The organism is Kitasatospora sp. NPDC087861 (assembly GCF_044742585.1).
In the GTDB taxonomy this organism is placed as follows: Bacteria; Actinomycetota; Actinomycetes; order Streptomycetales; family Streptomycetaceae; genus Kitasatospora.
In genome coordinates, this window is sequence record NZ_JBIUUS010000002.1 from 418,661 (window position 1) to 444,873 (window position 26,213).

21 protein-coding genes are annotated in these 26,213 nt (G+C 74.2%); 6 read left to right on the forward strand and 15 right to left on the reverse strand.

Translation table 11 applies throughout. From position 1 onward, the window contains the following. Window positions 1-20: 20 nt before the first annotated feature. From ACIOJE_RS04555 to ACIOJE_RS04575, 5 genes are all read right to left on the reverse strand, one after another. The gene (locus tag ACIOJE_RS04555) at window positions 21-1,643 is read right to left on the reverse strand and encodes a B12-binding domain-containing radical SAM protein (RefSeq protein WP_400773264.1); all 1,623 of its coding nucleotides are present in this window, start codon (window positions 1,641-1,643) and stop codon (window positions 21-23) included. Between the two features lie 103 nt (window positions 1,644-1,746). Further along, a complete protein-coding gene (locus tag ACIOJE_RS04560) occupies window positions 1,747-3,012 on the reverse strand; it encodes a B12-binding domain-containing radical SAM protein (protein ID WP_400773266.1) in 1,266 nt (421 codons plus the stop codon). Then, window positions 3,009-4,151, reverse strand: a complete 1,143-nt coding sequence (locus tag ACIOJE_RS04565; protein ID WP_400773268.1) for a Gfo/Idh/MocA family oxidoreductase — start codon at window positions 4,149-4,151, stop codon at window positions 3,009-3,011. Before ACIOJE_RS04565 ends, ACIOJE_RS04560 begins: the two co-directional genes overlap by 4 nt. Next, the gene (locus ACIOJE_RS04570) at window positions 4,148-5,821 is read right to left on the reverse strand and encodes a hypothetical protein (protein ID WP_400773270.1); all 1,674 of its coding nucleotides are present in this window, start codon (window positions 5,819-5,821) and stop codon (window positions 4,148-4,150) included. Before ACIOJE_RS04570 ends, ACIOJE_RS04565 begins: the two co-directional genes overlap by 4 nt. 569 nt (window positions 5,822-6,390) lie before the next feature. Continuing rightward, complete coding sequence (locus ACIOJE_RS04575; protein ID WP_280682520.1) at window positions 6,391-6,627, reverse strand: hypothetical protein; 237 nt, start codon at window positions 6,625-6,627, stop codon at window positions 6,391-6,393. Window positions 6,628-6,806: 179 nt separating this feature from the next. Here ACIOJE_RS04575 and ACIOJE_RS04580 point away from each other — a divergent pair, with 179 nt between their 5' ends. Together ACIOJE_RS04580 and ACIOJE_RS04585 are read left to right on the forward strand one after the other, a co-directional pair. Then, the gene (locus tag ACIOJE_RS04580) at window positions 6,807-7,955 is read left to right on the forward strand and encodes a response regulator transcription factor (protein ID WP_400773272.1); all 1,149 of its coding nucleotides are present in this window, start codon (window positions 6,807-6,809) and stop codon (window positions 7,953-7,955) included. 10 nt (window positions 7,956-7,965) lie between these two features. Continuing rightward, a complete protein-coding gene (locus tag ACIOJE_RS04585) occupies window positions 7,966-8,394 on the forward strand; it encodes a GNAT family N-acetyltransferase (RefSeq protein ID WP_400773274.1) in 429 nt (142 codons plus the stop codon). Between the two features lie 98 nt (window positions 8,395-8,492). On the opposite strand, the gene ACIOJE_RS04590 is transcribed toward ACIOJE_RS04585, so the two are convergent. Together ACIOJE_RS04590 and ACIOJE_RS04595 are read right to left on the reverse strand one after the other, a co-directional pair. After that, entirely contained in the window at window positions 8,493-9,413 is a 921-nt protein-coding gene (locus ACIOJE_RS04590; RefSeq protein ID WP_400773276.1) for an NADP-dependent oxidoreductase, read from the reverse strand. 171 nt (window positions 9,414-9,584) lie between these two features. Next, a complete protein-coding gene (locus ACIOJE_RS04595; RefSeq protein WP_280682527.1) occupies window positions 9,585-10,481 on the reverse strand; it encodes a TIGR03621 family F420-dependent LLM class oxidoreductase in 897 nt (298 codons plus the stop codon). A gap of 415 nt (window positions 10,482-10,896) precedes the next feature. On the opposite strand from ACIOJE_RS04595, the gene murQ reads away from it, so the two are divergent. Together murQ and ACIOJE_RS04605 are read left to right on the forward strand one after the other, a co-directional pair. Beyond that, window positions 10,897-11,820, forward strand: a complete 924-nt coding sequence (gene murQ / locus ACIOJE_RS04600) for an N-acetylmuramic acid 6-phosphate etherase (RefSeq protein WP_280682529.1) — start codon at window positions 10,897-10,899, stop codon at window positions 11,818-11,820. A gap of 34 nt (window positions 11,821-11,854) precedes the next feature. After that, entirely contained in the window at window positions 11,855-13,378 is a 1,524-nt protein-coding gene (locus ACIOJE_RS04605) for a PTS transporter subunit EIIC (RefSeq protein WP_280682531.1), read from the forward strand. 132 nt (window positions 13,379-13,510) lie between these two features. Here the strand turns inward: ACIOJE_RS04605 and ACIOJE_RS04610 are convergent, their stop codons facing one another. Beyond that, window positions 13,511-14,908, reverse strand: a complete 1,398-nt coding sequence (locus ACIOJE_RS04610) for an NAD(P)/FAD-dependent oxidoreductase (RefSeq protein WP_280682533.1) — start codon at window positions 14,906-14,908, stop codon at window positions 13,511-13,513. Window positions 14,909-15,383: 475 nt separating this feature from the next. Between ACIOJE_RS04610 and cpt the strand changes: the two genes are divergently transcribed. Then, window positions 15,384-15,920 (forward strand): chloramphenicol phosphotransferase CPT, encoded by a 537-nt coding sequence (gene cpt / locus ACIOJE_RS04615; protein ID WP_400773278.1) that lies wholly within the window; start codon window positions 15,384-15,386, stop codon window positions 15,918-15,920. A gap of 152 nt (window positions 15,921-16,072) precedes the next feature. Continuing rightward, window positions 16,073-16,450 carry a nuclear transport factor 2 family protein gene (locus tag ACIOJE_RS04620; protein WP_280682535.1) on the forward strand — a complete coding sequence of 126 codons (378 nt, stop codon included), beginning with the start codon at window positions 16,073-16,075 and terminating at the stop codon, window positions 16,448-16,450. Window positions 16,451-16,547: 97 nt separating this feature from the next. Here ACIOJE_RS04620 and ACIOJE_RS04625 read toward each other — a convergent pair whose 3' ends face one another. From ACIOJE_RS04625 to ACIOJE_RS04655, 7 genes are all read right to left on the reverse strand, one after another. Next, window positions 16,548-17,306 carry a hypothetical protein gene (locus tag ACIOJE_RS04625; protein WP_400773281.1) on the reverse strand — a complete coding sequence of 253 codons (759 nt, stop codon included), beginning with the start codon at window positions 17,304-17,306 and terminating at the stop codon, window positions 16,548-16,550. Between the two features lie 3 nt (window positions 17,307-17,309). Continuing rightward, window positions 17,310-18,095 carry an SDR family oxidoreductase gene (locus ACIOJE_RS04630; RefSeq protein WP_400773283.1) on the reverse strand — a complete coding sequence of 262 codons (786 nt, stop codon included), beginning with the start codon at window positions 18,093-18,095 and terminating at the stop codon, window positions 17,310-17,312. Beyond that, window positions 18,092-18,955: a TauD/TfdA family dioxygenase gene (locus tag ACIOJE_RS04635; protein WP_280682540.1), complete on the reverse strand. Its 864-nt coding sequence runs from the start codon at window positions 18,953-18,955 to the stop codon at window positions 18,092-18,094. Before ACIOJE_RS04635 ends, ACIOJE_RS04630 begins: the two co-directional genes overlap by 4 nt. 41 nt (window positions 18,956-18,996) lie before the next feature. After that, window positions 18,997-20,271 carry an aspartate aminotransferase family protein gene (locus ACIOJE_RS04640; RefSeq protein ID WP_400773285.1) on the reverse strand — a complete coding sequence of 425 codons (1,275 nt, stop codon included), beginning with the start codon at window positions 20,269-20,271 and terminating at the stop codon, window positions 18,997-18,999. Between the two features lie 144 nt (window positions 20,272-20,415). Continuing rightward, entirely contained in the window at window positions 20,416-24,705 is a 4,290-nt protein-coding gene (locus tag ACIOJE_RS04645) for an amino acid adenylation domain-containing protein (RefSeq protein WP_400773287.1), read from the reverse strand. Continuing rightward, window positions 24,702-25,292 (reverse strand): DUF6309 family protein, encoded by a 591-nt coding sequence (locus tag ACIOJE_RS04650; protein ID WP_400773289.1) that lies wholly within the window; start codon window positions 25,290-25,292, stop codon window positions 24,702-24,704. The genes ACIOJE_RS04645 and ACIOJE_RS04650 overlap by 4 nt, the downstream gene beginning before the upstream one ends. 10 nt (window positions 25,293-25,302) lie before the next feature. Beyond that, window positions 25,303-26,115 (reverse strand): phytanoyl-CoA dioxygenase family protein, encoded by an 813-nt coding sequence (locus ACIOJE_RS04655; protein ID WP_400773291.1) that lies wholly within the window; start codon window positions 26,113-26,115, stop codon window positions 25,303-25,305. Window positions 26,116-26,213 lie beyond the last annotated feature (98 nt).

A 26,213-nucleotide genomic window follows, 5' to 3' on the forward strand; every position in this document is an offset into this window, starting at 1 on the left:
CCCGCCCTCGCCCGTGGTGCTCACGAGCGGGCGCCCGCCAGTGCCCGCGCCGCCAAGGCCCGTGCGCCGGTGGGCTCCACGCCCAGGTCGCGCAGCCTGCGCATCTGCTGGTGGATCTGGCGCGCCCCGGTGTCGACGTCGGTGTGCACCCGCGGCGCCAGGGCGATGCGCTCCATGCACTTCTCCACCCGCAGGTTCTCCCGGCGGCTGCGCTCCGGCATCAGCCAGTGGTCGAACTGGTGCTGCCACAGCAGCAGCACCGCGTCGTCGTTCTGCTCGCGGATGCCGTCGAGCGCGTCCAGTTGCAGTCCCCGGGCGTCGTCGCTGTTCATCCCGATGTGCGACCACCAGGTGTGGGTGTCGTCCGGGTCCTCGACCTCGATCTTCAGGCGTTCCCGGTCCTGCCACAGCGGCATCGTCTCGTCGGAGATCGAGAAGAAGTTGAGCATGAAGTGGCCGGAGTACTCCTGCATGAGGAAGTCCCGCGTCTCACCGAAGAGTTCGGGCGTCTCCCCCGGGTACCCGATCATGAAGAAGATCACGTAGCCGAGTTCGCTCTCGCGCAGCGCGTGGAAGGCCCGACGGTTCTGCTTCGCGGTGACCCGCTTGCTCATCAGCTTGAGGACTTCGTCGCTCATCGCCTCGAAGCCGATGTGCAGCTTGTAGCAGTGTGCCTCCAGCAACGCGTCCACCAGCGCGGCGGAGTCGACGGTGTTGGCGCGGCTGAAGCCCTCCCAGCGCACCCCCGCCGCCGGCAGGAGCTCCAGCAGCTTGCGCAGCCGGGTGGGCGGGACGGTGAAGGTGGAGTCCATCGCGGAGATCATCTGCGCGTCGTTCTCGGCCGCGTAGGCCATCCAGTCGTCCCGGATCTTCTCCGCGGACTTGTAACGCCACTTGGGAGAGGCCGCCGGGAACGAGCAGAACTTGCAGTCGAAGGGGCAGCCGCGCATCGACTCGTACGGGACGATCGGGACCCGGCCCTTGAGGCGCGGCGAGGGGTGCGCCTCCAGGTCCAGGTACTCCAGCGGGTTCACCCGGACCCGCTCGCCGTCGCGCCACACGGCGCCGGGGACGGCTTCCAGGGAGCGGTTCGCGCCCACCGCCTTCAGCACGGCGGGCAGGGCCTGCTCGCCGTCACCGCGCACCACCGCGGTCACGCCGGGGAAGTCCGACATCACCTGGAGGAACTTCAGGTTGGTGTACTGGCCGCCGCAGACGACGGGGACGGAGGGCAGCCGCTCGGCGATCCAGTCGATCACCTGGGCGAAGATGGCCTTGCTCCACATGTAGGTGGTCGACAGCAGCACGACGTCGAAGTCCCCGGGCGGCAGGACGGCCTGGCCCGACCACACCCCGGCCAGGTCGACGCGCGCGTAGTCCTGGTCCGCCTCCTGGAGGATCGCCTCCAGCGTGAAGGTGGTCAGGTGGGGCACGGACGTGGTCCGCGGGCGGCACAGGGTCCGCTGCCCGCCGTCGGCGGTGTAGGTGAAGTCGGTGAAGTCCAGGTCCGCGCAGCCCCCGCGCTCCAGCATGGCACGCGTGCGGGCGTCACGGCCGGTGCCGCTGGTGTCGAACAGCGATCCCCGCAGGTAGTCGAGATTGACGTAGCTCGGTCCAAGACCGCACATCAGCAACGCGCGCACAGGCTGTCCTTCTCCTCGGCATCGGGAACGGGAACGGCGGGGACCGGGCCGACCGGTCCGACGCCGGTGGGAGTCACGGCGGCCGGCCGGAGCACGGCGGGCCTCACGCGGCCGCCATGGCGTTGCCCAGGTAGTTGGGCAGGGCGGTCAGCCGGTCCCACTGGGCGTCCAGGTCCGTCGGATACGCCTGCCGGTAGCGCCGGGTGACCTCGGCGACCTCGGCCCACGAGGCGGGTGTCCGCCCGTCGTTGTAGTCGGGGGCGAGCCGGTCGTAGAGCGTGGTCCCCGGACGCAGCACGAGCTGGTTGAGTCCGAAGTCCGCGGGCAGCCCGGCCGCCCAGTCCACCAGTTCGCCGCTGGCGCAGGCCGGGTCGTCGGGCAGTCCCAGGAGGACGAAGGCGAAGGGCTTGATGCCGGCGTCCGCCAGCTTGTGGATGGCCTCGGACACCTTCTGCGGCGGCACCCGCTTGCCGACTCCGGTGTCGGCGACCCCAGGGGACTCCGCACCGAGCCACATGCCCCGGCAGCCGGCGTCCGCCCAGCGCCGGACGTCGGTGCGCAGCACCACCTCCGCACGGGTCTGGCCGGTCCATTCGAGGCCGGAGCCGGCCAGGCCGCCGCACAGCTCGTCGTAGAAGGTCCGGTGCAGGCCGAAGACGTAGTCCAGGAAGAACACCGACTCGGTGCCGCGCGCCTGGAGCGCGGCGGTCTCGGCCAGCGTCTGCTCGACCGGCCGGTCCCGCATCCGGGCACCGAAGGGCAGGTGGCAGAAGGAGCATCCGTAGCTGCAGCCGCGTACGCCCATCACCAGCCCGCAGGCCGCCCGGCGGGTCCGCCCGTCGACCACGACCTCGGCCGTGTAGGCGAGGGGGTCCGTCAACTCGTAGGCCGGAAGCGGCCATTGGTCGACCGGAAGGTCCGGGTAGGTGCCGGCCGCGGGCAGCACGGGAGTGAGGGCGCGCCGGTGCAGGATGTCGCGCACGGCCTGGACCGCGGCCGAGTCGGCCTCGCCCCGGGCGACGTGGTCCACGCCCAGTTCGCGCCGGCACGCCTGCGGCAGGTGGGTGGCGTGCGGTCCGCAGGCGAGCACGGGCACGCCGGGCCACAGCTCGCGCACCGCGGCCACCGTCTCCTTCACCGGACCGAGGTCCAGGGGGTAGCACTGCGCCCGGTCGGCGACGGCGGTCACCACGACCACCAGGTCGGGGGTGTCCCCGCCGGCGGGCAGCGGGTGGAGCCGGCGGTCCCACAGGCTCACCCCCACCCCGTCCTGCCGCAGGACCGCCGCGGCGTTGAGCACGTCCAACGGCTGCTGGAGGAAGTGGCGTTCGAACTCGTCCTCGGAAACGACGAAACACACCTGGCTCATGCGGACTCCTGTCGGGGCGAGAAGACGGGCTCGACGGCCAGGCCGGACGGACGGCCGGTCCGCTCGGCGCCGACCAGGGCCGGATCGGCGGCCCACGGCCACACGGTGCCGATCAGGGAGGCGATCCGGCGCAGCGTGCGCAGGTCGGGCGGCGGGCAGGTGACGCCCGACAGGGACGCGAGCATCCCGGTCCAGGCGTTCTTGATGAGCGGGTCGACGACTTCGAGCCGGCGGTCTCCGGCCGAGGTCCGCACGGTGATCCGGTGCACGTCGCGGCGGACCTGCTCGTGCGCGGGGCCGCCGAGCGGTTCGAGCTCCGCGGTGAAGTGGGCGGACGCCGTCTCCACCCGTACCAGGCGCTGCCGCTCCCCGATGGCCGTGGGGTAGTCCCGCGTCCAGGCCGGACGCGGGAGCGCGGCCTCGGCCCCCTCGCCCGCGACGGTGGAGAACAGCTCCACCGCCACGCCGCGCACCGTGGTGCGCTCGTGCGCGGCGGCGAGGACGAGATCGGGGTCGTGCGCCACGCGCAGCGAGCCCGGCGCCACGGGGCCGTGCAGATAGGCGTCGTAGCCGGAGGCGGGCAGGAAGTGCCCGAGCGCCGCGAGCATGTGGAGCCACTCGTACCCGAAGACGCCGTGGTCCCGGTCGACGAAGCGGCCCCGGGCGACGTCGGGCCTGCGGTCCTTGGCGAACACGACGCGCAGTGCCCGGATGGGTTCGCCGGGCGCCTCGCGGGCGACCAGGCGCGCCATCGAGGACAGCACGGAGGCTTCCCGGTACTGGTTCATCACGACGACCCTGGCCGCCGGCAGCGTGGCGAGCAGTTCGGTGAACGCGGTGGTCTCCGCGGCGCGGCAGGCGGGCTTCTCCACCACGATGCGGGCCGCGGCGTCCTGGGCCAGCACCGAGGCCACGACGGGCAGGTGGGTGTGCGTCGGTGTGCACACCACCCAGACGTCGACGTCCCGCACGTCGGGGACCTGCCTCATGCTCCGCCACCACGACACCGAGGGGCCGGGGGGCCGTGACGGGTCCGGGTCCAGCACGCTGACCTTCAGTCCCATCCGGGTGAGGACCTCGGCGTGCAGCCGCCCCACGCTGCCGTACCCGACGACACAGGCGTGTCCTCCCCCGGTCACGGGCGGGCCTGCCCCTCCGCCGCCGCGTGCGGGGCGTCCCGGGTGAGGTCGGCGGGCGCCTCGGCGACGTACGTGTCGTAGTAGGTCTCGAACAGGCCCGCCGCCCGGACGGCCTCGTCGACCTCGCGCACGTGCACGCCCGGGGCGAGCTCGTCGGCCCGGCGGCACAGCTCCCGGACCGCGATCAGCGTGCCGGCCCGGTAGGCGTCGTAGCCGGAGTTGGGGATGCCCTCGTACTCGAAGAGGTTGAGCGAGCGGCCGTCCCCCAGGAGGGTGGCCCGGCCGCCGCCGGGAAGGCGGTAGCGGACGCCGACGCCGGTCAGCGTGTGCTCCGGGGTGCCCGCGCCCCCGGTGCTCAGGAGACTGAAGTCCTTGGTGGCGAAACCGGCCAGCAGCACCCCGTCGGGCAGCAGCGGCAGCTCCTCCGGGCGCAGCAGCGGCTCGCCCGTGCTGCCCGTCACCAGGAAGGGCCGGCAGCGCCGCAGCGCGGCGGGGAGCGTCGGCTCGGTCTCGAAGCCCTGCTCGGCGGCCTGGATCAGCGCCAGGGTGTCCTGGTCCACCACGGTGACCCGGCAGCCCAGGGAGCGCAGTCGGCGCGCGAGCCGGGCACCCAGCGTGCCGAACCCGACGGCGACGACGCGGCGCCCGATGAACTTCTGACCGGGCAGCATCTCGCGCAGCCGCCGGAGGCAGGAGTCGGCGATCTCCTCGTACGACAGCAGGCTCTTGAGCTGGGAGCGGGCGACGTTGAAGACCGGTATGGAGGGCAGCGGTCCGGCCCCGATCCGCTTGAGCCCGCTGACCGTCAGCTCGACCACGGCGTCCACCGGCTCGCTCACCAGCCGGGTCGGTCCGGCGGAACGCGCGAGCAGCCCGCCGTCGTCGATGACCAGCACCCGGCGTCCGGCGCGGTGGGCGGCGGCGATGAAGCGGTCCACGTCGGCGGCCACCCGTCGCGCGGCCGCGACCTCCTGGCCGGGGGCGGTTCCGTCGATGACGGAGTTGTCCAGCAGGGCACTGCGGTAGCCCCGGGCGCGGAACCAGGCGTGCACCCGGTGCCGGCCCGCCGTGCGGTCCCCCTTGGCCAGTGCGTAGATCCATTCGCGCGGGATGCCCGCCCGCTCCGCCGCGAGGAGGAAGCCGACGCTGTTCTCGACGTAGTGGTCGCGGAAGACGAGCGCCCAGTCGCCGACCACCGGTCCCTGGTCCGCGAAGTGACGCAGCAGCGGCATCGCGGACCAGACGGCGTCGACCTCCTCACGGGTGAGCCGGTCGGCCCGTTCCCGTACCGCCGTGACGATCTCCCGCACCGGTTCGGGCAGCGCGACGCCCGTGGGTGCGTCGGTCAGCACGGCGGTCCGCCAGAGCGCGGGCTCCGGTACGACGGGATCCAGGGTGCGGTGCCGGGCGGGCGCGGCCGGTTCCAGGTCCAGGTGGACGCGATGGCCGGCGATCCGGATGCCGATGGCGCGGGGCAGGCCGTCCGGGCCGTCGAGCGTGTGCCATGCCGCCGCCGGGAACTGCGGGCCGAGAGCCTCGGAGACGGCATCGCGTACGTCGGCGGGCGAGACCGGTCCCGTCACGGCCTCGATCAGCCGGAGTCCGGTGAACGCGGCGGCGTCATCGCCCCGTCCCGTACCGGGGGTGGCCGCTTCGACATCGGTGGTCACCGCGCCACCCCCCTTCGGGCAGCGGGCGGGAACGCAGGGTCCCACGGTGCCTGCGGCGCCGCGTCGGCCGGACGCGGCCACGCGTGGGCACGCAGTGGCAGAACAGTCACAACGGTCTCCTCGGATCGGGCACGACGAACGGGCGCCGCACGCTCGCTGTTCGTTCGGCACGGGGCGGCGGCGCGGTGCCGGGCGCTGCGGCGCGGCATCCCGCTGGCGTCGGGCAACCGCTCGGCGGCTGCCCGGTCGGCCGTGCTCAGGCGAACGGACGGGTTCGTGCAGGCGGTCTCGCTCGGGCGGGCGGACGGCGGTCACCTGGGCGGTCGGACCGTGGAACCCCTGATCCACAGGAGGTCGGCGCCGCGTCAACGGGCGTGTCAGCACCGGTCCACCGGCCAGGAGCGCGGGCGCGGAGCGTCCCGGTCGCCTGCGTCGAGCGGTGGGGCTCGTTCGAATGGATCTGGTCGGAATCGACGTCAGGAGTTCGGACGGAGGACGGGCCTTCGGCAGGCTCCCGGCAGTGGCCGGCGGGCCTTCGATCAGGGTGGTAGCGCTACCCGGGGGTGCCGCTACATGCCGGTGCGGCCGTCGCACGGGTTGGAAGGGCCGATGCGGCAATCGCCCCAGGACGTGTTGAAGACGCTGATGACGGGGCCGTCCGACCGGGAGAGGGCGGCCGTTGACGACCCCGGGGCGCCCACCGGCGCGAGGCCCGTCGGATCGCCGGTGACGGCGGTTGCCGCGAGAGCACACAGAGCGGTCAGGGCCGTGACGGCGCCGGCGACGGCGCGGAGAAGACGGTTCACAACGAGCTCCTTGAAGTCATAGGTGTGGAGAAGGAGCGAAGGCAGGACCGACAAGGGGTGGTGCGGTCATGTCGATGCCAGGATTCTTTCCCCGCGCACCCTCCGGCGACCAGGCACGATGCCCGTCATTAAAGTGTCAGGACACTAGGAGACAGGGGGAGGAAGTGTCCGAAGCGGATATGACGGACAATCTCGGTGTGCCGGGGCCGGAGGAACCGGCGCCGTCCACACGAGGCGGTGGATGCGCCGCGCTTCCGCCGGGCCCGGGGGGGCCCAACGGAAACGACGCGGTCGACTGGCAGGTCTACGACCACGTCCGCGCGCACGGCCGGCTGGATCCCGACGACCTCGCCCGCGCCCTCGGCATCGACCCGCAGGCAGCCCGCTCGGCACTGGCCCGGCTGGCCGAACGGCACCTGGTCCTCTTCGATCCGGCCGATCCCCAGCAGGGCCGCGCCCTGTCCCCGCGCACCGCCCTCACGGGCCTCGCCGCCGAGGTCGAGGCCCGCATCGCCGCCGAGACCGCCGCCCATCAGCAGCGCCTGGCCGCCCTGCGCGAGGACATCCAGCGCTTCACCCGCCTCACCCACCCCGGCGTCCCCGACGCCGCCCCGGACGCGGTGACGGTGCTGCCCGACATCACGGCGGTCAACGCACTGCTGGAGGAGGAGGCCGCCCGCTGCCGCTACGAGGTCATCGCCTGCCAGCCCGGCGACGTCTCCCGCAACCCCGCCAACCTCGAACCGGCCCTGGCCCGCGACCGCGCCCTGCTCGAACGCGGCATCCGCATGCGCTCCCTGCAGCAGCACTCGGTCCGCTTCCACGGCCCCACCCAGGTCTACGTCGCCGCCGCCACCGCGCTGGGCGGCGAGTACCGGACCGCCCACGAACTCTTCGGCCGCCTCATCGTCTTCGACGACACCGTCGCGTTCCTGCCCACCGACTCCACCACCTGGGGCGCCGTCGTCGTCCGGGAACCCCATCTCATCGCCTACCTCCGCGGCATCTTCGAACAGACCTGGACCCACGCCACCGTCTTCCAGGACCCCACCGCCCTCGGCGCCGAAGGCCTGGGACAGGCCGCCCGCGACATCGACGCCACGCTGCTGAGACTGCTCGCCTCCGGCCTCAAGGACGAGACGATCGCCCGCCGCCTGGGCCTGTCCCTGCGCACCGTCCGCCGTCGCGTCGCCGACATCCTCGAACGCCTCGGCGCCGAAAGCCGCTTCCAGGCCGCCGTCATCGCCACCCGCACCGGCCTCCTCGACCGCCCCGACGACGCGGACCCGGCCGAACTCCCCGAAGACGGGGAAGCGTCCGACAGGTAGGGTGTAATACATGAATAGCGATAACGGCCCTTACGAGCTGCGTGCGGGTGTACCCACCACCGAGGTCTTCCGCCGCCTGCGCACCGACGCCGGCCTCTCCGACCGGGCACCCGAGGCGGTCGCGCTCGCCCTCCCCAACACCTGGTACGGCGTGGTCCTCCACCACGAGGGCGAGCCCATCGGCATGGGGCGGATCATCGGCGACGGCGGCGTCGCGTTCCAGATCGTCGACATCTGCGTGCACCCCGCACATCAGGGCCGCGGCCTCGGCAAGCGGATCATGGCCGCGCTCACCGAGGAACTCGACCGCCGGGCGCCCGCCACCGCCTACGTCTCGCTGATCGCGGACGGCCCCGCGCGCCACCTCTACGAGAAGTTCGGCTTCGCGGACACCGCCGCGCACGACTCGGTCGGCATGTACCGCCTGATGGGCGCCTGACGGGCGGGAGTTGAGGACACTGCGCCCGGCCCGCCGCGCGGGCCGGGCGCCCGGGATCTCGCTGGTGCCGCCCGGGTACCCGCCCGGGGCCGCCCGGGTCAGGGCATGATCACGAGCTTCCCGCGGACGTGACCGGTACGGCTGGCCTCGAAGGCCTCCCCCGTCTTCTCCAGCGGATACGTCCCCGCGACCTCCACGCCGAGCGCGCCCCGGTCGACCAGCGCCGCCAGCTCGGCCAGCTTCGCACCGTCCGGGCGGACCCAGATCCAGTGGCCGCCGTGCTGTTCGACCGTCGGATCCGCCACCGAGACGTGCCGACCGCCCGGCGCCAGCACCGCCAGCGTCGTCTCCAGCTGCCCGCCGACGAAGTCGGCCACGGCCGACACTCCGCCGGGCACCAGCTCCCGGACCCGCTCGGGCAGGCCCGGCCCGTACGTCACCGGTTCACCGCCCAGCGCCCGCACGAAGGCGTGGTTGCGTTCGGAGGCGGTGCCGATCACCCGGGCACCCCGCTCCCGCCCGAGCTGGACGGCGAGACTTCCCACACCACCGGCCGCGCCGTGCACGAGCAGGACGTCCTGCGGGCCCACCGCCAGCCGGTCGAGACTGCGCAGCGCGGTCAGCCCCGCCAACGGCAGCCCCCCGGCCCGGGCCCAGTCCAGCCCGGCCGGCTTGCGCGCCACCGCGGAGGCGTCGACCGCGACGTACTCGGCGAAGGTCCCGCCCTGCACCACGTCCTTGCGGGCGTACGCCAGCACCTCGTCCCCGACCGCGAACTCGGGGGTGTCGGGGCCGGTGCGGGTGACCACCCCGGCCACGTCCCAGCCGGGGACGACCGGAAAGACCGTCTCCATCATGGCGTCCAGACCGCCCGCCATCACCTTCCAGTCGACCGGGTTGACGCCGGCCGCCCGCACCCGGACCAGTACCTGCCCCGGTCCGAGCTTGGGATCGGCCGTCTCCCCGTAGCGCAGCCGGGAGTTGTCCGGTGCGTAGGAGTCGTAGGTCACCGCGCGCATGGAACAGACCTCCCGAAGCCGGTTTCGTCGCCCCCGCACTGAGCCCGCCCGCACCCGGACGGCCCCGGCCAGCCTACGGGGCCCGGGCCCCACCGGCACCCGGTGCACCTGCCGGTCCGGTGCGGCCGCTCCGTCCCGCGTGGGCACGGGCCAGGTGGAGCGCGGCGGCGCTCACTCGCCGCGCAGCTCCTCGATGACCGGGGCGAAGGCCTCCATCGCGGGCTCCACGACGGTGATGTACGTGAAGCCGTACCGCTCCCGCTGCGCGCGCAGCTGGTCGGCCATCTGCCGTACCGTGCCTATGAGGGAGGTCGGCAGCTCAAGGGCCTCGTCCTCGGTGAGGTCCGGGATGGTGAGGTACGGCATGGTGTCGAGGGATGGCCGCAGGGCGGCCCGGCGGTTGTCGGTGACCACGACCGTGTAGATCAGGAGGTTCAGCTCGGCCGGCTCGGCGCGGTCGGCGGCGAAGCGCTGGTACGCGGCGACGCGTTCCTCCAGCTGCGCGGCTGTGAGCATGATCGGCTTGCCGGTCGGGTCCGCGCGCCCTCCGGTGAACGAGGCGATCTCGGCGTGCCGGGCGGTCAGCTTCAGGACGCGGTCTCCGTTGCCGCCGATCAGGAGCGGCGGGCGAGGCCGCTGCAGCGGCTGCGGCACGAAGTCGTCCAAGCCGTACAGACGGTCCAACTCATCGATCGTGCGCTGGAGATGGGTCACGCGCTCGCCGGGCGTGCCGAAGGGCAGGCCCGCCGCATCGTGCTCCCACTTCAAATAGCCGGTGCCGAGCCCCAGCTCAAGGCGGCCGCCGGTGAGCTGGTCCGTGGTGGCGACCTCGCGGGCGAGCAGCGTCGGGTTCCAGAAGCCCGAGTCGAGCACGTACGTGCCGAGCCGGGGTCTCTCGGTGGCATCGGCCGCGGCGACCAGGGCGGGGAACGGCGCGGGCCTGTTCAGGTGGTCGGCGACCGTGATCACGTCGTAGCCGAGCATCTCCGCCGTGCGGCACTTCTCGCGCCACTGGCCGCTCGCCGCCGGGGTGAGCAGAGTGACGCCGAAACGAAACGGGCGGGCCATGAATGCTCCTTGCACGTAGACACATTGGCGGTGCCCGCGCCCAATCGGCGAGCACCGCCGGCCAGTCCACCACCTGTGAGCGATCACCGCCAGCACATTCGTGCGGAACGATGAGCCTGGACACGTCAGCCTCCATGTTTCGGTTCGGGTCGGCTGATCTGGGGTGATCCCCGCGTCGGAGGCCGCACGGCCGTTGACGGATTGCGGGCCTGCCGCAGGCCCCGCGCGCTGACCGCGACGCTCAACTGGTACCGCGCCCCCGCCGGCGTGCTCGCCGTCGAGGCCGGGCGGATCACCGCCCCGACCCTGTACCTGTGGGGCAGCTTGGGCGACGAACGGCTGCCGAGCCGATACGTTCGGGCTACTCCCCACCCGGCACCGGCGCCGGTGCCGTCAGCCGAAGGAGACCCACCCGATGAACGATCAGCACATCGATCTGCTCTCCCAGTTGGACAGCCTCATGACGGAGCGCCACCGCGCGGACCTCGCCGAGGTGGACCGGCTGCCGACCCTTGAGGTCCTGCGCCTGATGAACGCCGAGGATCAGGGGGTGGCGGCGGCGGTGGGCCGGTGTCTGCCCGAACTGGCGGCGGCGGTCGACGCCGTCGCGGAACGGATCGGCCGGGGCGGCCGGCTGGTCTACGCCGGGGCCGGTTCGGCGGGGCGGCTGGGCGTCCTGGACGCCAGCGAGTGCCCGCCGACCTTCAACAGCCCGCAAGGCCAGGTGATCGGGCTGATCGCCGGCGGACCGGACGCGGTGGTGACGGCGGTCGAGGGCGCGGAGGACCGGCCCGAGCTCGCGGCGCAGGACCTGGCACGCATCGGTCTCACCGCCGCCGACGCGGTGGTCGGGATCTCCGCGTCGGGACGGACGCCGTACGCGATCGGCGCGGTCGAGACCGCCCGCCGCGCCGGCGCCATGACCATCGCCCTGGCCTGCAACCCGGGCTCGGCCCTCGGGCACGCGGCGGAGATCGCGATCGAGGTGGCGGTCGGGCCGGAGTTCCTCACCGGCTCCACCCGGCTCAAGTCCGGGACGGCGCAGAAGCTGGTGCTGAACATGCTCTCCACGGTGGTGATGATCAGGCTGGGCAAGACCTTCGGCAACCTGATGGTCGACCTGCGGGCCACCAACGACAAGCTCCGGGCCCGGAGCCGCCGCATCGTCGCCCTCGCCACCGGCGCCGACGACGCGGCCGTGGGCCAGGCCCTCGCCGCGACCGGCGGGGAGGTCAAGAACGCCATCCTGGTGATCCTGGGCGCGGTCGACGGCCCGACCGCCGCCCGGCTGCTCGACCACGCCGACGGCCGTCTGCGCGACGCGCTCCAGCAGGTCTGATCCCCCGACTCCCCGAGCATCCCGGAGGCCCGTCATGTCGAACGAGAAGGACCGCGCCACCGCCCGAGCCATCCTCCCCCTCGTCGGGGGCGCCGCCAACATCCACTCCGTCGCCCACTGCATGACCCGGATGCGGCTCGGCCTGAACGACCGTTCCCTGGTGGACGAGGACGCGCTCCGGGCCCTGCCCGCCGTGCTCGGCGTCGTCGACGACGACACGTACCAGATCGTCCTGGGCCCGGGCACCGTCGCCCGGGTCACGCCCGAACTCCACCGGCTCGTCGCGCAGGAGCCCCCGCGTGCCGACGCCGCCACCAGCGCCGAGGACCTCGCCCGGCGCGGCGCGGAGCTCAGGGCGGAGGCCGGCGCCAGGAACGCGACCCCGGTCAAACTGCTGCTCCGCCGGGTCGCGAACGTCTTCGTGCCGCTGATCCCCGCCCTGATCGGCTGCGGCATCGTGGCGGGCATCAACGGCGCGCTCACCAACCTCGGTTGGGCTCCCGCGCTGGTCCCGGCCCTCACCGCGATCTCCTCGGGGTTCATGTCCCTGCTCGCCGTCTTCGTCGGCTACAACACGGCGAAGGAGTTCGGCGGCACACCGGTCCTCGGCGGCGCCGTGGCCTGCGTGATCGTCTACGCCGGGGTCTCCAAGGTGGAGGCCTTCGGGCACCACCTCGCGCCCGGCCAGGGCGGTGTGATCGGAGCGCTCGGCGCCGCGCTGCTGGCGGTCCAGGTGGAGCGGTGGACCCGGCGGGCGATGCCCGACGCCCTGGACGTCCTGCTCACCCCGACGGTCACCGTCCTCGTCACCGGACTGGTCACCCTGTTCGGCCTGATGTTCCTCGCCGGGGAGGTCTCCACCGCGATCGGCGACCTGGCCACCTGGTTGCTGGCCCACGGCGGCGCCTTCGCCGGGCTGGTACTCGGCGGCCTGTTCCTCCCGCTGGTCATGCTCGGCCTGCACCAGGCACTGATCCCGATCCACACCACCCTGATCGCCCAGCAGGGCTCCACCGTGCTGCTGCCGATCCTCGCCATGGCCGGGGCCGGACAGGTCGGCTGTGCCGTGGCCGTGTACGTGCGACTGCGCCACAACCCGTCGATCCGGGCGACCATCAGGTCCGCGCTGCCCGCCGGTTTCCTGGGCGTCGGCGAGCCGCTGATCTACGGTGTCTCGCTGCCGCTCGGCCGCCCGTTCGTCACGGCCTGCCTCGGCGGCGCCTGCGGCGGGGCCGTCGTCGGACTGCTGGGCCAGCTCGGCACCGCCATCGGCTCGACCGCCATCGGCCCCTCCGGCTGGGCCCTGTTCCCCCTGCTGGCCGGCTCGCACGGCTTCACGGTGAACGCGGCCGTCTACGCCGCCGGCCTAGTGACGGGCTACGCGGCGGGCTTCCTGGCGACGTACTTCTTCGGCTTCACCAAGGGCATGCTCGCCGACCTCGACGCGCCCGCCCCGGAATCCGGCCCGGACGTGGCCCCCGGCAACGGCAGCAGCGGCGGCAGCAGCGGCAGTGCCGACGACGGCCTCGCGGAAACCGGGCGCCCGAGCCCCGCGTAGTCGCCGCCGTTCGGGGCGCCCGCCCCGTGGCGGCGCGCCGGTGGGGCACCGGGACCGCTCGCCCCGGCTCCTCGAAGGAACGCCGCCCGGCCGGTACGGTCCGGCCAGTGCGGTCCGGCCGGTACGGTCCGGTCAGTACGGTCCGGCCAGTGCGGCCACCTCCGGGAAGCGGGCGATCGCCTGGTCCGCGGTGGGCGGGGCGGCCCGCCGGGGGCGGAGCGCGGCGAGCGCCACGGCGGGTCTGGTCAGCCGGGCGGGCGGGGCGGCGAGGGAGAACACCTCGAAGTAGGCGGCCGAGACGGCGGGGTCGGTGAGGGCCGCGCCGAGCAGCCGGCGGGTGTACCAGCGGGTGAACACGCCGGCGGGCTTGCCGGCGGTGGCGGGGCGGCTCGACCGCACGTCCGGGAAGCCCTGGTCCTGGTCCCTGGCCATGTGCCAGGGGGCATCCACGACCCGGGCGATCCGGCGCTGGATCGGGACGCTCACGCCGGGGTGCAGGCCTTCGGCGCCGAGGACCGCACGGATCGCGACGGCGCACTGGGCGGCGACCGACATGCCGTGCCCGTACACCGGGTTCAGCGCCGCCACCGCGTCGCCGGTGGCGGCGAACCCGATCGGCGGGCCGCCCTCGTAGACCTCGTAGCGGCGGCGGCGGTTGAGCATCCCGTGGCAGGTGCGGATCGGGCCGAGCGGGCGGGCGGCGCGGGCGAGGTCGTGGACGACCGGGTGGTCCAGCACCTTCAGGAAGTCCTGGAACCCGCGTTCGCTCCGGGCGGGTTCGCTGCCCCGGGTGCCGGAGAGCGTGACGATCCAGCGGCCGTCCTCGATCGGGATGATGGTGGCACCCCGCCCCGGCCGGCCCCGCCACGGGGCGGGCACGATGCTCACCACCGGGAACCCGTCATTGCCGCCGGGCGTCTCGAACACCCGGGCGGCGTAGGCGAGTCCGGCGTCCACCGTCTCCTCACGAAGCCCGTCGAAGCCCAGCGCGCGCAGCCACTCGGGGGCGCTGGAGCGGCGGCCGGTCGCGTCCACGACCAGGTCGGCCGGCAGGGTCTCGCGCGATCCGTCCGGGTTCTCGACGTGGACCCCGGCGATCCGGCCCGGATCCCCCGCCAGGCCGAGGACGCGGGTGCCCTCGCGCACCGTCACGGCGGCCTGTTCGCGCAGCCGCCGGCGGATGACGTGGTCGAGCAGGTGCCGGCTGCACGAGATCAGGTAGGCCGGCGAGTCGAAGTCCTGGAGCCAGCCCGGCCCGAGGCGCATCAGCAGGCCGGCCGGGATCGAACGGCGGTGGGCGCCGGCGGCGAGCAGGGCGTCGAGGCTGCCCGGCAGGAGGGCCTCGATGGCGTCGGCGCCGCCGCCGAGCAGGATGTGGCTGAACTCGCCCTGCGGCAGGCCCCGGCGCGGGCCGGGCAGGCGGGGCAGGACGTCCTGTTCGAGGACGGTGACGTTCCGGGCGTGCGGTGCCAGGGCAGCGGCCGCGAGCGTCCCGGCCAGGCCGCCGCCGAGGACGAGGGCCGTGCTCACCCGGCGGCTCCGGTCGGCACGTCGCGCAGGAACGGCACCGGGTGCCCGGGCAGGGTGGGCGCGCCGGGCCCTCGGGGGATCAGCGCGGGGACTCCGTACGGTGGCGGGCGGCCGTCGCCGTCCAGTGGATGAGCACGCGGGCGGGTCGGACCGACCCGAGGACGAGTGCTCGTACCGCGCCGGCCGCCCGCACCCGGCCACGCGCACTGCAGTACGGACATGCCTGTGCCCATGCTCCCCCTCGCTCACCGTCTCCGGCCGGTCGGCCGGTCGGAAATGACCAGTGTGGCCAACCACCGCGACTGTTAAAAGCGCAACCATCGCTTTTCCCCCGCACGAGTGATCACGCCGTCGTCATGACGACGCAGGCCGCAGGCGGGCCCTCCGTACCCGCCCCACCCCGCAGCGCCGCCCGGCGGCCCGAACTCCCGTAATCCGCTTGGGGCATGGCGCCGGGGGTGACTACGGTGACGAAATGGCGACCCAGGTGATCGTGTTGAACGGTGGTTCCAGCTCGGGCAAGTCCGGGATCTCCCGGTGCCTGCAGGGAGTGCTGCCGGAGCCCTGGTTGGCGGTCGGGGTCGACACGCTGATCGAGGCGATGCCCGCGTCCATGCGGGAGTCGGACGGGGGCATCGGATTCGCGGCCGACGGCGGGGTGAGCGTTGGGACGCGGTTCCGGGCGCTGGAGGCGGCGTGGATCGCGGGGGTGGCGGCCATGGCACGGGCGGGCGCACGGGTGATCGTCGACGAGGTCTTCCTCGGCCGGGCGGAGTCCCAACGACGCTGGGAGCAGGCGCTCGCGGGCCTGGAGGTGCTGTGGGTCGGGGTCCGGTGCCCGGCGGAGGTCGCGGCCGGCCGTGAGCTCGCCCGGGGGGACCGGATCCGGGGGATGGCCGAGTCGCAGGCGGAACCGGTCCATCAGGGCGTGCGCTACGACCTGGAGGTGGACACCTCGCGTGCCGAGTCGCTGGACTGCGCGCTGAAGATCGTCGCCCAGCTCGCACGGTGACGCGGGCAGTCGACCGGTGCGCCGGGGGCCGCCGACCACGGCCCCCGACGCACAGGTCGACCGATGCCTAGTGCTGTGACCGGGATGGTTCACCGTGATCGGAAGGCGGCTCGCGGGACGAGCGCACGCGAAACGGCTGGTATTACTGGAGCATGCAGGAAGAGACCGCACGCTCCGCGATCGACACGTTCATCTCCGCTTTCAACGCCTCGGACGACAGCTATGTGACTGCCCTGCTCTCCCAGGCCCTGACCTCAGACGTGGTCTTCTGGGGGCCGTTGGGCCGCAGCGAAGGAATCGCGGCGGTCGAGCGGTTCGTGCTGGACATCCGGCGCCACCCGGCGGGGACCGGCACGATGATGCGCTGCTCAGCGGTGGACATGCCTGACGAGTGGGCCCGGTACCAGTGGGTCTTCACCACGCCGGATGGAGGCCCCCGCCTGGCGGGAACGGACGTCGTCCATCTGCGGCGGAGCCTCATCGACCAGGTCATCGTCTTTGCGGGGGAGATCGAGCCGTCCGCCTCCTGAGTCATCCTTCTGTCGCTGTCCTTCTCCTGAACTTGCCCCCTTCGGCGCTCGGGGGCTGCGGTTCGCAGTTGGTCAGGCTGCGGTCACGGTCACAGCACTAGGCTCCCTCCCGGTGCCGCCACCGCACCGGGTCGACGACGCCCGCCACCGGATCGCCGGGGCCCGGCGGCCCGGTCCGCACCGGCGGCCGGTACCCGGCGCACGACAGGACGAGCATCTCGTCGCCCCCCGGCTGGAACTCGTAGGCCACCCGCTCCAGTCGGCTCGGCACGCCGTCGCCCGCCAGCCGCTCCCGGACGCGTTCCAGCGGGCCGTAGCGGGTGGTGCCGCTGTGCAGCAGCACCGGGAACAGCCGGACCTCCCGGCGGGCCACCCGGGCCAGCTCGAACAGCGCGGCCAGGTGAAAGTCCTCGTCCAGCCGCGCGCCGTAGGAGAACAGCAGGTGCGAGCTGAGCACCAGGTCGAAGGAGCGCGTCGCGAAGGGCAGGTGCGGCAGTGAGCCGGCCACGTAGCGGTCCGGGCGGGCGGCGATGTCGGCGGTGAAGTCGCGGGCGGAGGCGGTCCGCAGGCGGGTGTAGCGCTCGGGGTCGCCGAACCACGTCCAGACGTGGTTCGGCGCCTCCCGCACCAGGTCCGCGTGCTTGTGCCGGACCTCCCGCTCGGCCAGGACGCCGAGTTGCTCCCGGTGGTGGGCGTACTCGGGGTCGACGGCGACCGTGTCGACCCCGCGCCGGCCCGCCTCGGCGGTGAAGCTCGCGGCCCCGCCGGGGCAGTCCAGGATGCGCTGGTCGAGGTCGCGGTCGGTGAGCGCGAACATCGCGCGGTACTCGTCGAAGGATCGGGCGCTGACCAGCATGGTTCAGCCCCTCCCGAGGTACGGCATGGTGGTCGGCAGGACGGTCAGGAATTGGACGTTGGTGTCCGGCGGCATCGAGGCCATCAGCACGACCGCCTCGGTGAAGCGCTCCACCGGGATGGTCGCCTCCACCGCCATCGTGCCGTCCGCCTGCATCGCGGCCGGCTGCGGGCTGCCGTCGACCGGGGCGACGTTGCCGACGTCGATCTGGCCGACCGCGATGCCGTACGCGCGGCCGTCCAGGGACAGCACCCGGGTGAGGCCGAGGACGGCGTGCTTGGCGGCCGTGTACGCGACGGAGTTGGGCCGGGGCACGTGCGCGGACGGTGCGCCGTTGTTGATGATGCGCCCGCCCTGCGGGGACTGGGTGCTCATCACCCGGAAGGCCTCGCGCGCGCAGAGGAAGCCGCCGGTGACGATGGTGTCCAGGACCCGGTTCCAGTCCTCGAACGGGGTCTCGGTGATCGGCCGGCGCGGGGCGGCGGCGCCGGCGTTGTTGAACAGCAGGTCCACCCGGCCGAACCGGTCGCGGACGGCGTCGAACAGGGCGGCGACCTCCTCCGGGTCGCGGATGTCGGTCGGGACGGCCAGCACCCGGGCCGGGTCGACGCCCGCGAGGACGACGGTCTCCTGCAGGGCGTCCTTGCGCCGCCCGGCCAGGGCGACGGACCAGCCGGCGTCGAGCAGGGCCAGCGCGGCGGCCCGGCCGAGGCCGCTGCCGCCGCCGGTGACGATGGCGATCCGGCCGTGCGGCGGTACCGACGCCTGCGCCTGCGCCTGCGCGGTCACAGCTCCTCCCCCGTGTTCATCCAGATCCGCAGCATCCGCCGGGAGTTCGGCCCGGGCTCGTCCACGTAGGCGGAACGCCCGTGCAGGACACGACTGTTGCGGATGATCAGCAGGTCTCCGGCGGCCATCGGCAGGCCGAAGGCGATCTCGGACCGGTAGAGCACCTCGTCGAGTACGCCGAGCGCCTCCCACTGACGGTCCGTCAGCGGCGGGCCGCCGCGGTCGGGGGACGAACGGACGGTGCGGGTCTGGTAGTAGCAGGCGATGGTCCCGTCCTTCTGGGTGTAGAGGATCGGGGAGACCACGACCTGGGGCCCGGCCCTTCCGGTCCGGTCGAAGGTCCAGTCCTCGGTGAGGGTGGCGAGGGCGTCCGGCCGCTCCCGCCCGATCAGGTCGTAGACGTGCCGAGCGCTCGCCAGCTTGGTCAACCCGCCGCCGTGGAAAGCGGGTTGCAGGCAGAGCAGGACGAGCAGGTCGCAGGTGTCGCAGTGGAAGCCGAGTTCGGTGTTGCCGTCGCCGTCCTGGTCGCTCAGCACCTGGGTGAGGTCGCCGCGCCCGTTCTGCGGGACGATCTCGCCGAAGTCCCGCAGCAGGAAGGACAGGGCGGCCGTGACGTCCGCCTCCGGGGCGGTCGGATCGACCAGCCCGCCGACGTGGGTGACGCCGACGGAGCCGGTGCTGCCGTGGACGAACGCGCGCAGCTTCGCCCGGACCGGCTCGGCCGCGCCCCAGCGCTCGGCCCGCGCGTCCGCCCAGAGCAGCCGCCGCTCCCCCTCGTCGAGCGCGAGCGACCACAGCTCCCGGCGCGCCTCCAAGTCCGCGCTGCTCCAGCCGATTTCGGACACCGTGTCGTCGTGCATGTGCTGAACCACTCCTCTCTCCTCCTGTGCCGCGGCTGTCGCTACTGCTGGGCGGCGCTCGCCGCCACCGCCTTCGACCAGAGCGCCAGCGCCTCGTCGATCTGCTCGGCCGTGACCACCAGCGCCGGGATCATCCGGACCACGTTGAGGTGGACGCCACAGATCAACAGCAGCAGGCCGAGGTCGGCGGCCGTCTGCTGGGCGCGCCGGGCCGCGTCCGGGTCGGGGGAGCCGTCCGGGTGGCAGAACTCGTTGCCGATCATCAGCCCGGGCCCCCGGACGTCCGCGACGCCAGGAGCTGCGGCGGCGACCGCCCGCAGGCCGTCGAGCAGGCGCCGCCCCTGCTCGGCGGCGTTGTCGACCAGCCGCTCGTCCCGGATGACGTCCAGTGTGGCGAGCGCGGCGGCGCAGGCCACCGGGTTGCCGCCGTAGGTGCCGCCCTGCGAGCCGGGCCAGGCCCGCCGCATCAGCTCGGTCGGCGCGGCGATCGCGGACAGCGGGAAGCCGCTGGCCAGGCCCTTGGCAGTGATCAGAATGTCGGGCACCACGCCGTCGTGGTGCCGATGGGCCCAGAACCGGCCGGTGCGGCCGAAGCCGGTCTGGATCTCGTCGACGACCAGCAGGATGCCGTGCCGGTCGGCGCGCTCGCGCAGCCCGGCGAGGAACCCGGCCGGGGCGGGCACGTAGCCGCCCTCGCCCAGCACCGGTTCGACGAACATGGCCGCCGTCTCGGCGGGGGCGCTGGCGGTCGCGAGCACCTGGTCGAGTCCGCGCAGGGCGTGCTCGACCGCCTCCTCCTCGCTCAGCCCGAGGCTCAGGCCGAGCCGGAAGGCGTCCGGGAACGGCGCCACCGCGACCCCGGGCATCACCGGGCCGATGCCCGCGCGGAAGCGGGTGCCGGCCGTGGTGAGCGCGGCCGCGCCCATGGTGCGGCCGTGGAAGGAGCCCTCGAAGACGATCACGTTCGGCCGCCCGGTGGCGTGCCGGGCGAGCCGCAGCGCGGCCTCCACCGCCTCGGTGCCGGCGGTGGCGTAGAACAGCGAGTCCAGGCCGGGCGGCAGCACCTCGCCGAGCCGCTCGGTCAGGGTGAGCAGGGGGTCGTGCAGCACGGTGGTGTACTGGCCGTGGATCAGCCGGCCGGCCTGCTCGCGGACCGCCTCGACCACGCGCGGGTGGCAGTGGCCGGTGCTGGTCACCCCCACGCCGGAGGTGAAGTCGAGGTAGCGGCGGCCGGCGGCGTCGAAGAGGTGGAGTCCTTCGCCGCGGGTGGCGACGACGGGGGTGGCCTGCTTGAGCACCGGGGAGAGCTGGGACACGGGGTCCGCCTTCCATGGGGTCTGGGTGAACGGGATCGGTGGCGCGCGTGGTCGACGGATCGGTCGGCAGGTGGGTCGGCAGGTGGGTCGGCAGGTCGATGGGCGGCTCGGTGGGCGGATCGGCGGCGCGGCCCGGTGGCCGGGTCAGTGCGGCGGCGCGACGGGCGGCAGGTAGCCGACCTCGGCGGCCCGGGTGAGCGCGGCCGACCACCACTGCGGGGTGGCGGCGGTGAACCGGACCCCCAGCCGGTCGAGTACGGAGGTGGTGTAGGTGCTGTCCACGACGACGTTGCGCTCCTCCTGCAGGGACCACGCGGCGGCCAGCCCGGCCTCCGTCGGGTGGTCGCGCTCGGCCCGGGCGATCGCCGCCGCGAAGGTCTCGTCGTCGGTGAGCCGGACGGGGTGGCCGTGGGCGGCGAGCCAGCGCACGAGTTCGTCGTGCGGCGTCTCGTGCGGCGTCTCGACGTGGTAGGCGCCGGGCGCGGCGTACGGGTCCAGCGCGATCGCGGCGATCCCGGCGGCCACGGTGTCGACGTGGGAGAACGCGAAGGCGGTGTGCGGCCGACGCGGGGCTGCCCCGGCCAGCAGGTAGCCGCGGATGAGCTGGTAAATCCGGTTGTCGCCGATGTTGGCCTGGAACGCGCCGGTGCGGCTGTGCGCGGCGATGTGTCCGCTGCGGTACAGGTAGGCGGCGCGGCCGGTGGCCGCCCAGGCGCGGACGGCCTGCTCGGCGGCGAACTTGGTCCGTTCGTACGGGGTGCGGAAGTGCTGGCCGATCCGCAGGTCGGCCTCGCTGAAGCGGCGGGGCGGGCCGTCGACGCCGCCCGCGACGGCGAGCGTGGAGACGTGGTGGACCCGGGCCGTCGGGGCGTGCTCGTCGACCCAGCCGAGCAGCCGCCGCACCGCGGTGTGGTTGGTCCGCTCCAGGTCGTCCGGCGAGGCCACCAGCCGTACGTCCGCGGCGGCGTGCACGACGATCTGCGCGCCGCGGGCCCGCGCCAGCCCGGCCCGGGACAGGCCGAGCCCCTCCCGGTCGATGTCCCCGGCGACGACCTGGGCCCGGCCGTCGTCGACGGCGGCGGCGCCCAGCCGCCGGACGGCGGCGGCGTCGTGCTCGGCCCGGACCAGGCAGGTGACCCGGGCACCCCGCTGGACGAAGGCGTCGAGCAGGTGCCGCCCCAGGTAGCCGGTGGCGCCGGTGAGCAGCACCCGGGCGGGTTCGCGCACCGTGGCCCGGGCCGCCGATGAGACGGGTGCGGCCGGTGCGGCCGGTGCCCGGGTACCGGGGTGGAGCAGCTGGCCGGAGGTCGACAGCGGCGCCCGGACGGGCTGCGCGGACCGTGCCCCGCCTCCCGCCTCAGCCCGGGTACCGGCCCCGGCCTCGGCCCCGGCCTCGGCCTCGGCGGCCACGGTCTCGGCGAAGGCGGCGACGATCCGCTCGGCGGCGGGGTGCGGCAGGCCGGGCCACCCGTAGACGAGGTCGGCGACCAGCCGGTTCTCCACGATCCGGGCGGTGAGGCGCAGGTCGTACAGCGGGTCTCCCCCGGCGCAGCGGGCCACGCCGGCCTGTTCGTCCGCGACCGTCCAGTCCAGCGCGGGCTCGTCGGGCAGCCGGAAGGTGCCGAGGAAGTTGAATCCGGCGGCGGGGCGGGGGCCGGGCCCGTCCATCGGCTGGACCGGGGCCTCGCGCAGCCGCTGCGCCGCCGTCTCGGGACCGCCCGACGACTCGACCACCAGCCGCTTGACGGCGGTGAACCAGCCGACGGTGTCGAGGAATTCGCCCGGGTCACCGGCGGTGTCCCGGCCGTGGGTCTCCACCTCGACGGTGAGGTCCGGCCGGCCGCTCCAGCCGGTCACGGCCCCGGCGAAGGCGGCCAGCAGGAAGGCCTCCAGGCCGGTCCCGCCGCCGTGGCGGCCGACCAGCCGGGCGGTGCCGTCCTCGTCGAGCGTCCAGCCGACGGCCGCCGGCTGCGTACGGACCACGGGCTCCGGCACCGGGACGAGAGGCGCCGGTACGAGAGGCGCCGGGGCGGGAGCGGCGGCGGCCCACTGGTAGAAGTCCGGGGTCGGCGGCAGGTCGGCCGGTTTCCGGTCGAGCGCCGCCCGGTAGGCGTGGGCGAGGTCGTCCAGCAGGATGCGCCAGGACAGCCCGTCGACCACCAGGTGGTGCGCGATCAGGGCGAGCCGGTCGTCGGTGCCGGGCGGTCCGGTGAACAGGTGGGCGCGCAGCAGCCGGCCGGCCAACGGGTCCATGCTGCGGTGGAGTTCGGTGCAGACCCCGGCGACGGTCTCGGCGATCGGGCCCGCCGTCCGCGGGATCCGGGAGAAGGAGAGCGGGTCGAGGTCGGCCACCGGCCGGGGTTCGCCGTAGCCGTCCGGGGAGAGGGGCCGCCGCAGCGCCGGGTGGCGTTCCAGGACGGCCGCGAGGGCGGTCGAGAGCGCGGCCGGGTCGACGGCCGTTCGGCAGCGCAGCAGGACGGACTGGTTCCAGTGCCGCAGGTCGTCGACGGACCGCTGCCGATACAACCACCTTTGGGCGGGCGCGAGTTGAACCCCACGGTCGCCGTCGCCGGTCCGCGCCGCGGGCGGCGCGGGGGCATCCGGCCCGGCGGGGGCCGTCGCAGTGGCGGCCGAGGCCAGGCCGTGCGCGGTCGGGTGCCGGTAGAAGTCGTCGTAGTGGACGCGCAGGCCCGACCGGCGCAGCAGGGCGACGGTGCGCATCGCGAGGATGGAGTCCCCGCCGAGGCCCAGCACGTCGGTGTGCGGCCCGACCGCGGGCAGGCCCAGGGCGCCCGCCCAGAACTCGGCTATCGTCCGGGCCAGCGCGAGCCCGCCCGTGGACGGCCCCGACTCCGCCCGGGCCTCGACCAGTTCGGTCACCAGCTCGGCCAGCCGCTCCCGGTCGAGCTTGCCGTTCGGCCCGACCGGGAACTCCGGCAGCGCGAGGACCGGCTGCGGCACCGAGTACCCGGGCAGCCGGTCGCGCAGGTAGGAGCCGATCCCGGCCGGTTCGCCGGATCCGCCCACCATCCGTACCGCACCGAGGAGTTGGCTCCCCACCGCGGTCTCCCTGACCAGCACGGCGGAGCGGACCACGCCCGGGAAGCCGTCCATGGCCCGTTCGATCTCGGCGAGGTCGACCCGGTAGCCCCGGATCTTGACCTGGCGGTCCACCCGACCGAGGAAGACCAGCTCCCCGTCCGCCCGGCGGCGACACACGTCGCCCGTGCGGTACATGAGTTCACCGTCGTGCCGGACGAATCCGCGCGCCGTCTCGGCGGGCCGGCCGAAGTAGCCGGCGCTGACGCCCCGGCCGCCGATCAACAGCTCCCCCACCGCGCCGTCGGGCACCGGGCGGCCCTCGCCGTCCAGCACGGTGAGCCGCACCTCGCCGATCCCGGTGCCGATCGGGACGGTCGGCTCGTCGACCGGGAGCCGGCGGGCGGAGGTGGCGAGGAAGCAGGTGGCGCCGACGGTCGTCTCGGTCGGGCCGTAGTGGTTGACCAGCCGGGCGGTGGCACCGGTGTCGAGCAGGGCGGCGGCGAGCGGGCGCGGCAGTGCCTCACCGCCGAGCAGCAGGGTGTGCAGGGTCGGGGTATCGGCGGGCCGGCCCTCCAGCAGGGCGGTCAGGTGCGAGGGGGTGGTCTTGAGTACGGACACCCCGGCGCGCCGCAGGGACGCCCAGAAGGCCTCCGGGTCGCGCACCTCGCCATCCGGCACGACGTGCACCGAGCCGCCGACCGCGAGGGCGAGCAGCCAGGCGGTGTGGCCGAGGTCGGCGGCCAGCGTGGTGACGTGCGCGATGCCCGGGGCGTCGGCCGCGGTGAACCCGAGCCGGTCGGCCAGTGCCTGGGCGTAGTGAACCGCGTTGGCGTGGGTGACGACCACCGCCTTGGGCTCGCCGCTCGACCCCGAGGTGAAGGACAGGTACGCGGGGTCGTCGGCCGCACCGGGGGCGGCACCCGGCTCCGCGGCACCGGGCTCGGCAGCGGTCGGCCCGCCGGGCAGGGGCCCGGCCACCCCGTCGACGTCCACCAGCTCGGCCGGGTGGCCCGCCGGTCCCCGGAAGGCCGTCTCGGTGCTGAGCACCCGGCCGACCCGGACGGCCGCCAGCCGCCGGGCGAGGTCGGCGGCCGACCAGTCCGGATCGGCCATCACCGCCGCCGCGCCCGAGCGCAGCACGCCGTACAGCAGCACCAGCATGCGGGCGTCCCGGGGCCCGAGCAGGGCGACCCGGTCGCCCGGGCCGGTGCCGGACGCGGCCAGCCGGGCCGCGATCCGCGCCGCCGCCGCGTCGAGGGCCCGGTAGTCGAGGGCGCGGTCGCCGTCGGTCAGGGCGGGCCGGTCCGGGTGGACCCGGGCGAGGCGCGACAGGAGCCCGGACAGCGACCGGGTGGACGGCGTCGACCGGACGTGCTGGGTCGCGGAGGTCACGCCGGCTCGTCTCCCGTCCGGGTGGCCCCGGCGGCGCGGACCGTCCGGGCCGGGCGCGGGCCCACGAGCCGGGGGTCGCCCGCGAGGAACCCGTCCAGCCCGGGCCGGTCGGGCAGGCGCCCGGCCAGTTCCCAGGCCAGCATGCGGTGCAGGCCGTCGATGTGGATCAGTCCCTCCCGGACCAGCAGGTCCGTGTAGTCGGGGTGGTCGACCGGGCCGGTGCCGAGGTAGACGGGGGTGAACGGGGCCCACCGCAGCAGCCGGAGCTTGGCCGCGCAGACCGGGTTCGCGGCGAACCAGGCGGGCCCGTCGGAGCGGATGCGCTCGGCCGCCTCGGCCACCGTCAGGCCGGCGCGGGGCACGAGCTCGCGCTCGCCGCCCTCGCTCAGGTGCCAGGGCAGGACGACGTCGAGGACGTCCGCGCGCGAGAGCCGGACCCGCCACCAGCCGCCGGGGATCCGGTCGGCGCGTTCGAGGTTCTCCTCGCCGGCCTGGTTGCTGTTCGCCTCGTGGGTGCGCTCCACCGGGTGGTCCCGCAGGTAGGCGTCGTGGACCTCGGCGTAGGCGACGGCGGTGACGATCTCCACGCGATGCTCCTCAGACGGTTCTCGTGTACTCGGTGAAGTGCCGTTCCGCGAACAGCTCCGGCCACTGGCCCGCCGCGAGGCCCAGTTCGCGGGCCCGGGCGAGCATCTGCCGCCAGTACGGCTTCACCGGGCGCCAGCGCGCCCCCACCTGGCAGTAGGACGCGTCGATGAAGTACCGGGGTCTGCCCGGGCCTTCCGGCGCGGGTCTGCGGGTGTGGAACAGCGCCGAGTTGAGCAGCACGGTGGAGCCGGCCGACAGCCGGTCGATGACCACCTCGCCGGGCAGTTCGGCGGTGCCGTGGTGGGCGAACGCCGTCTTCCCGACGGTCCGCCGGTGCGAGCCCGGCAAGACGGCCAGGCTGCCGACCTTCTCGTCCAGGCCGCCGAGGTAGTGCAGTGCGTGGATCATCAGCAGCGACGGGTCGGAGCGGTCGTTGGGCTCGCAGTCGTGGTGCCAGGACTTGCCGGGGATGCCCGGGGCCTGGCGGTCGCTGTGCAGGTGGTGGAAGACGAAGGACGGCCCCATCAGGCGGGACAGCGTCCGTAACAGCGCCGGGTGGGTGAGGAGTTCGCCGTGGGCCGGCAGTTCCAGCTCCAGCAGCGGGGGCGGGCCGTACCGGGCGGGATCGGTGCAGGCGGCTATCGACCGGGCCCGCAGGCCGTCGTCCACCCACCGGTCCACCTCGGGGACGAGTCTGGCCCCGAGCGGTTCCGGCACCAGACCGGGCAGGACCAGGTACCCGGACTCCAGGAACTGGCGGCGCTGCTCGGTGTCCAGGGCGTCACGGTCCAGGGCGTCACGCCCTCCGGAAGTCGGCGTCAACGAACCGGCCCCCTCCTTCAGGACGACGGGACGCACAGCCGGGCGCGGACGCACAGCCGGGCACGGCTGATCGGACCGGGACGGGTTCAAGGAAACGC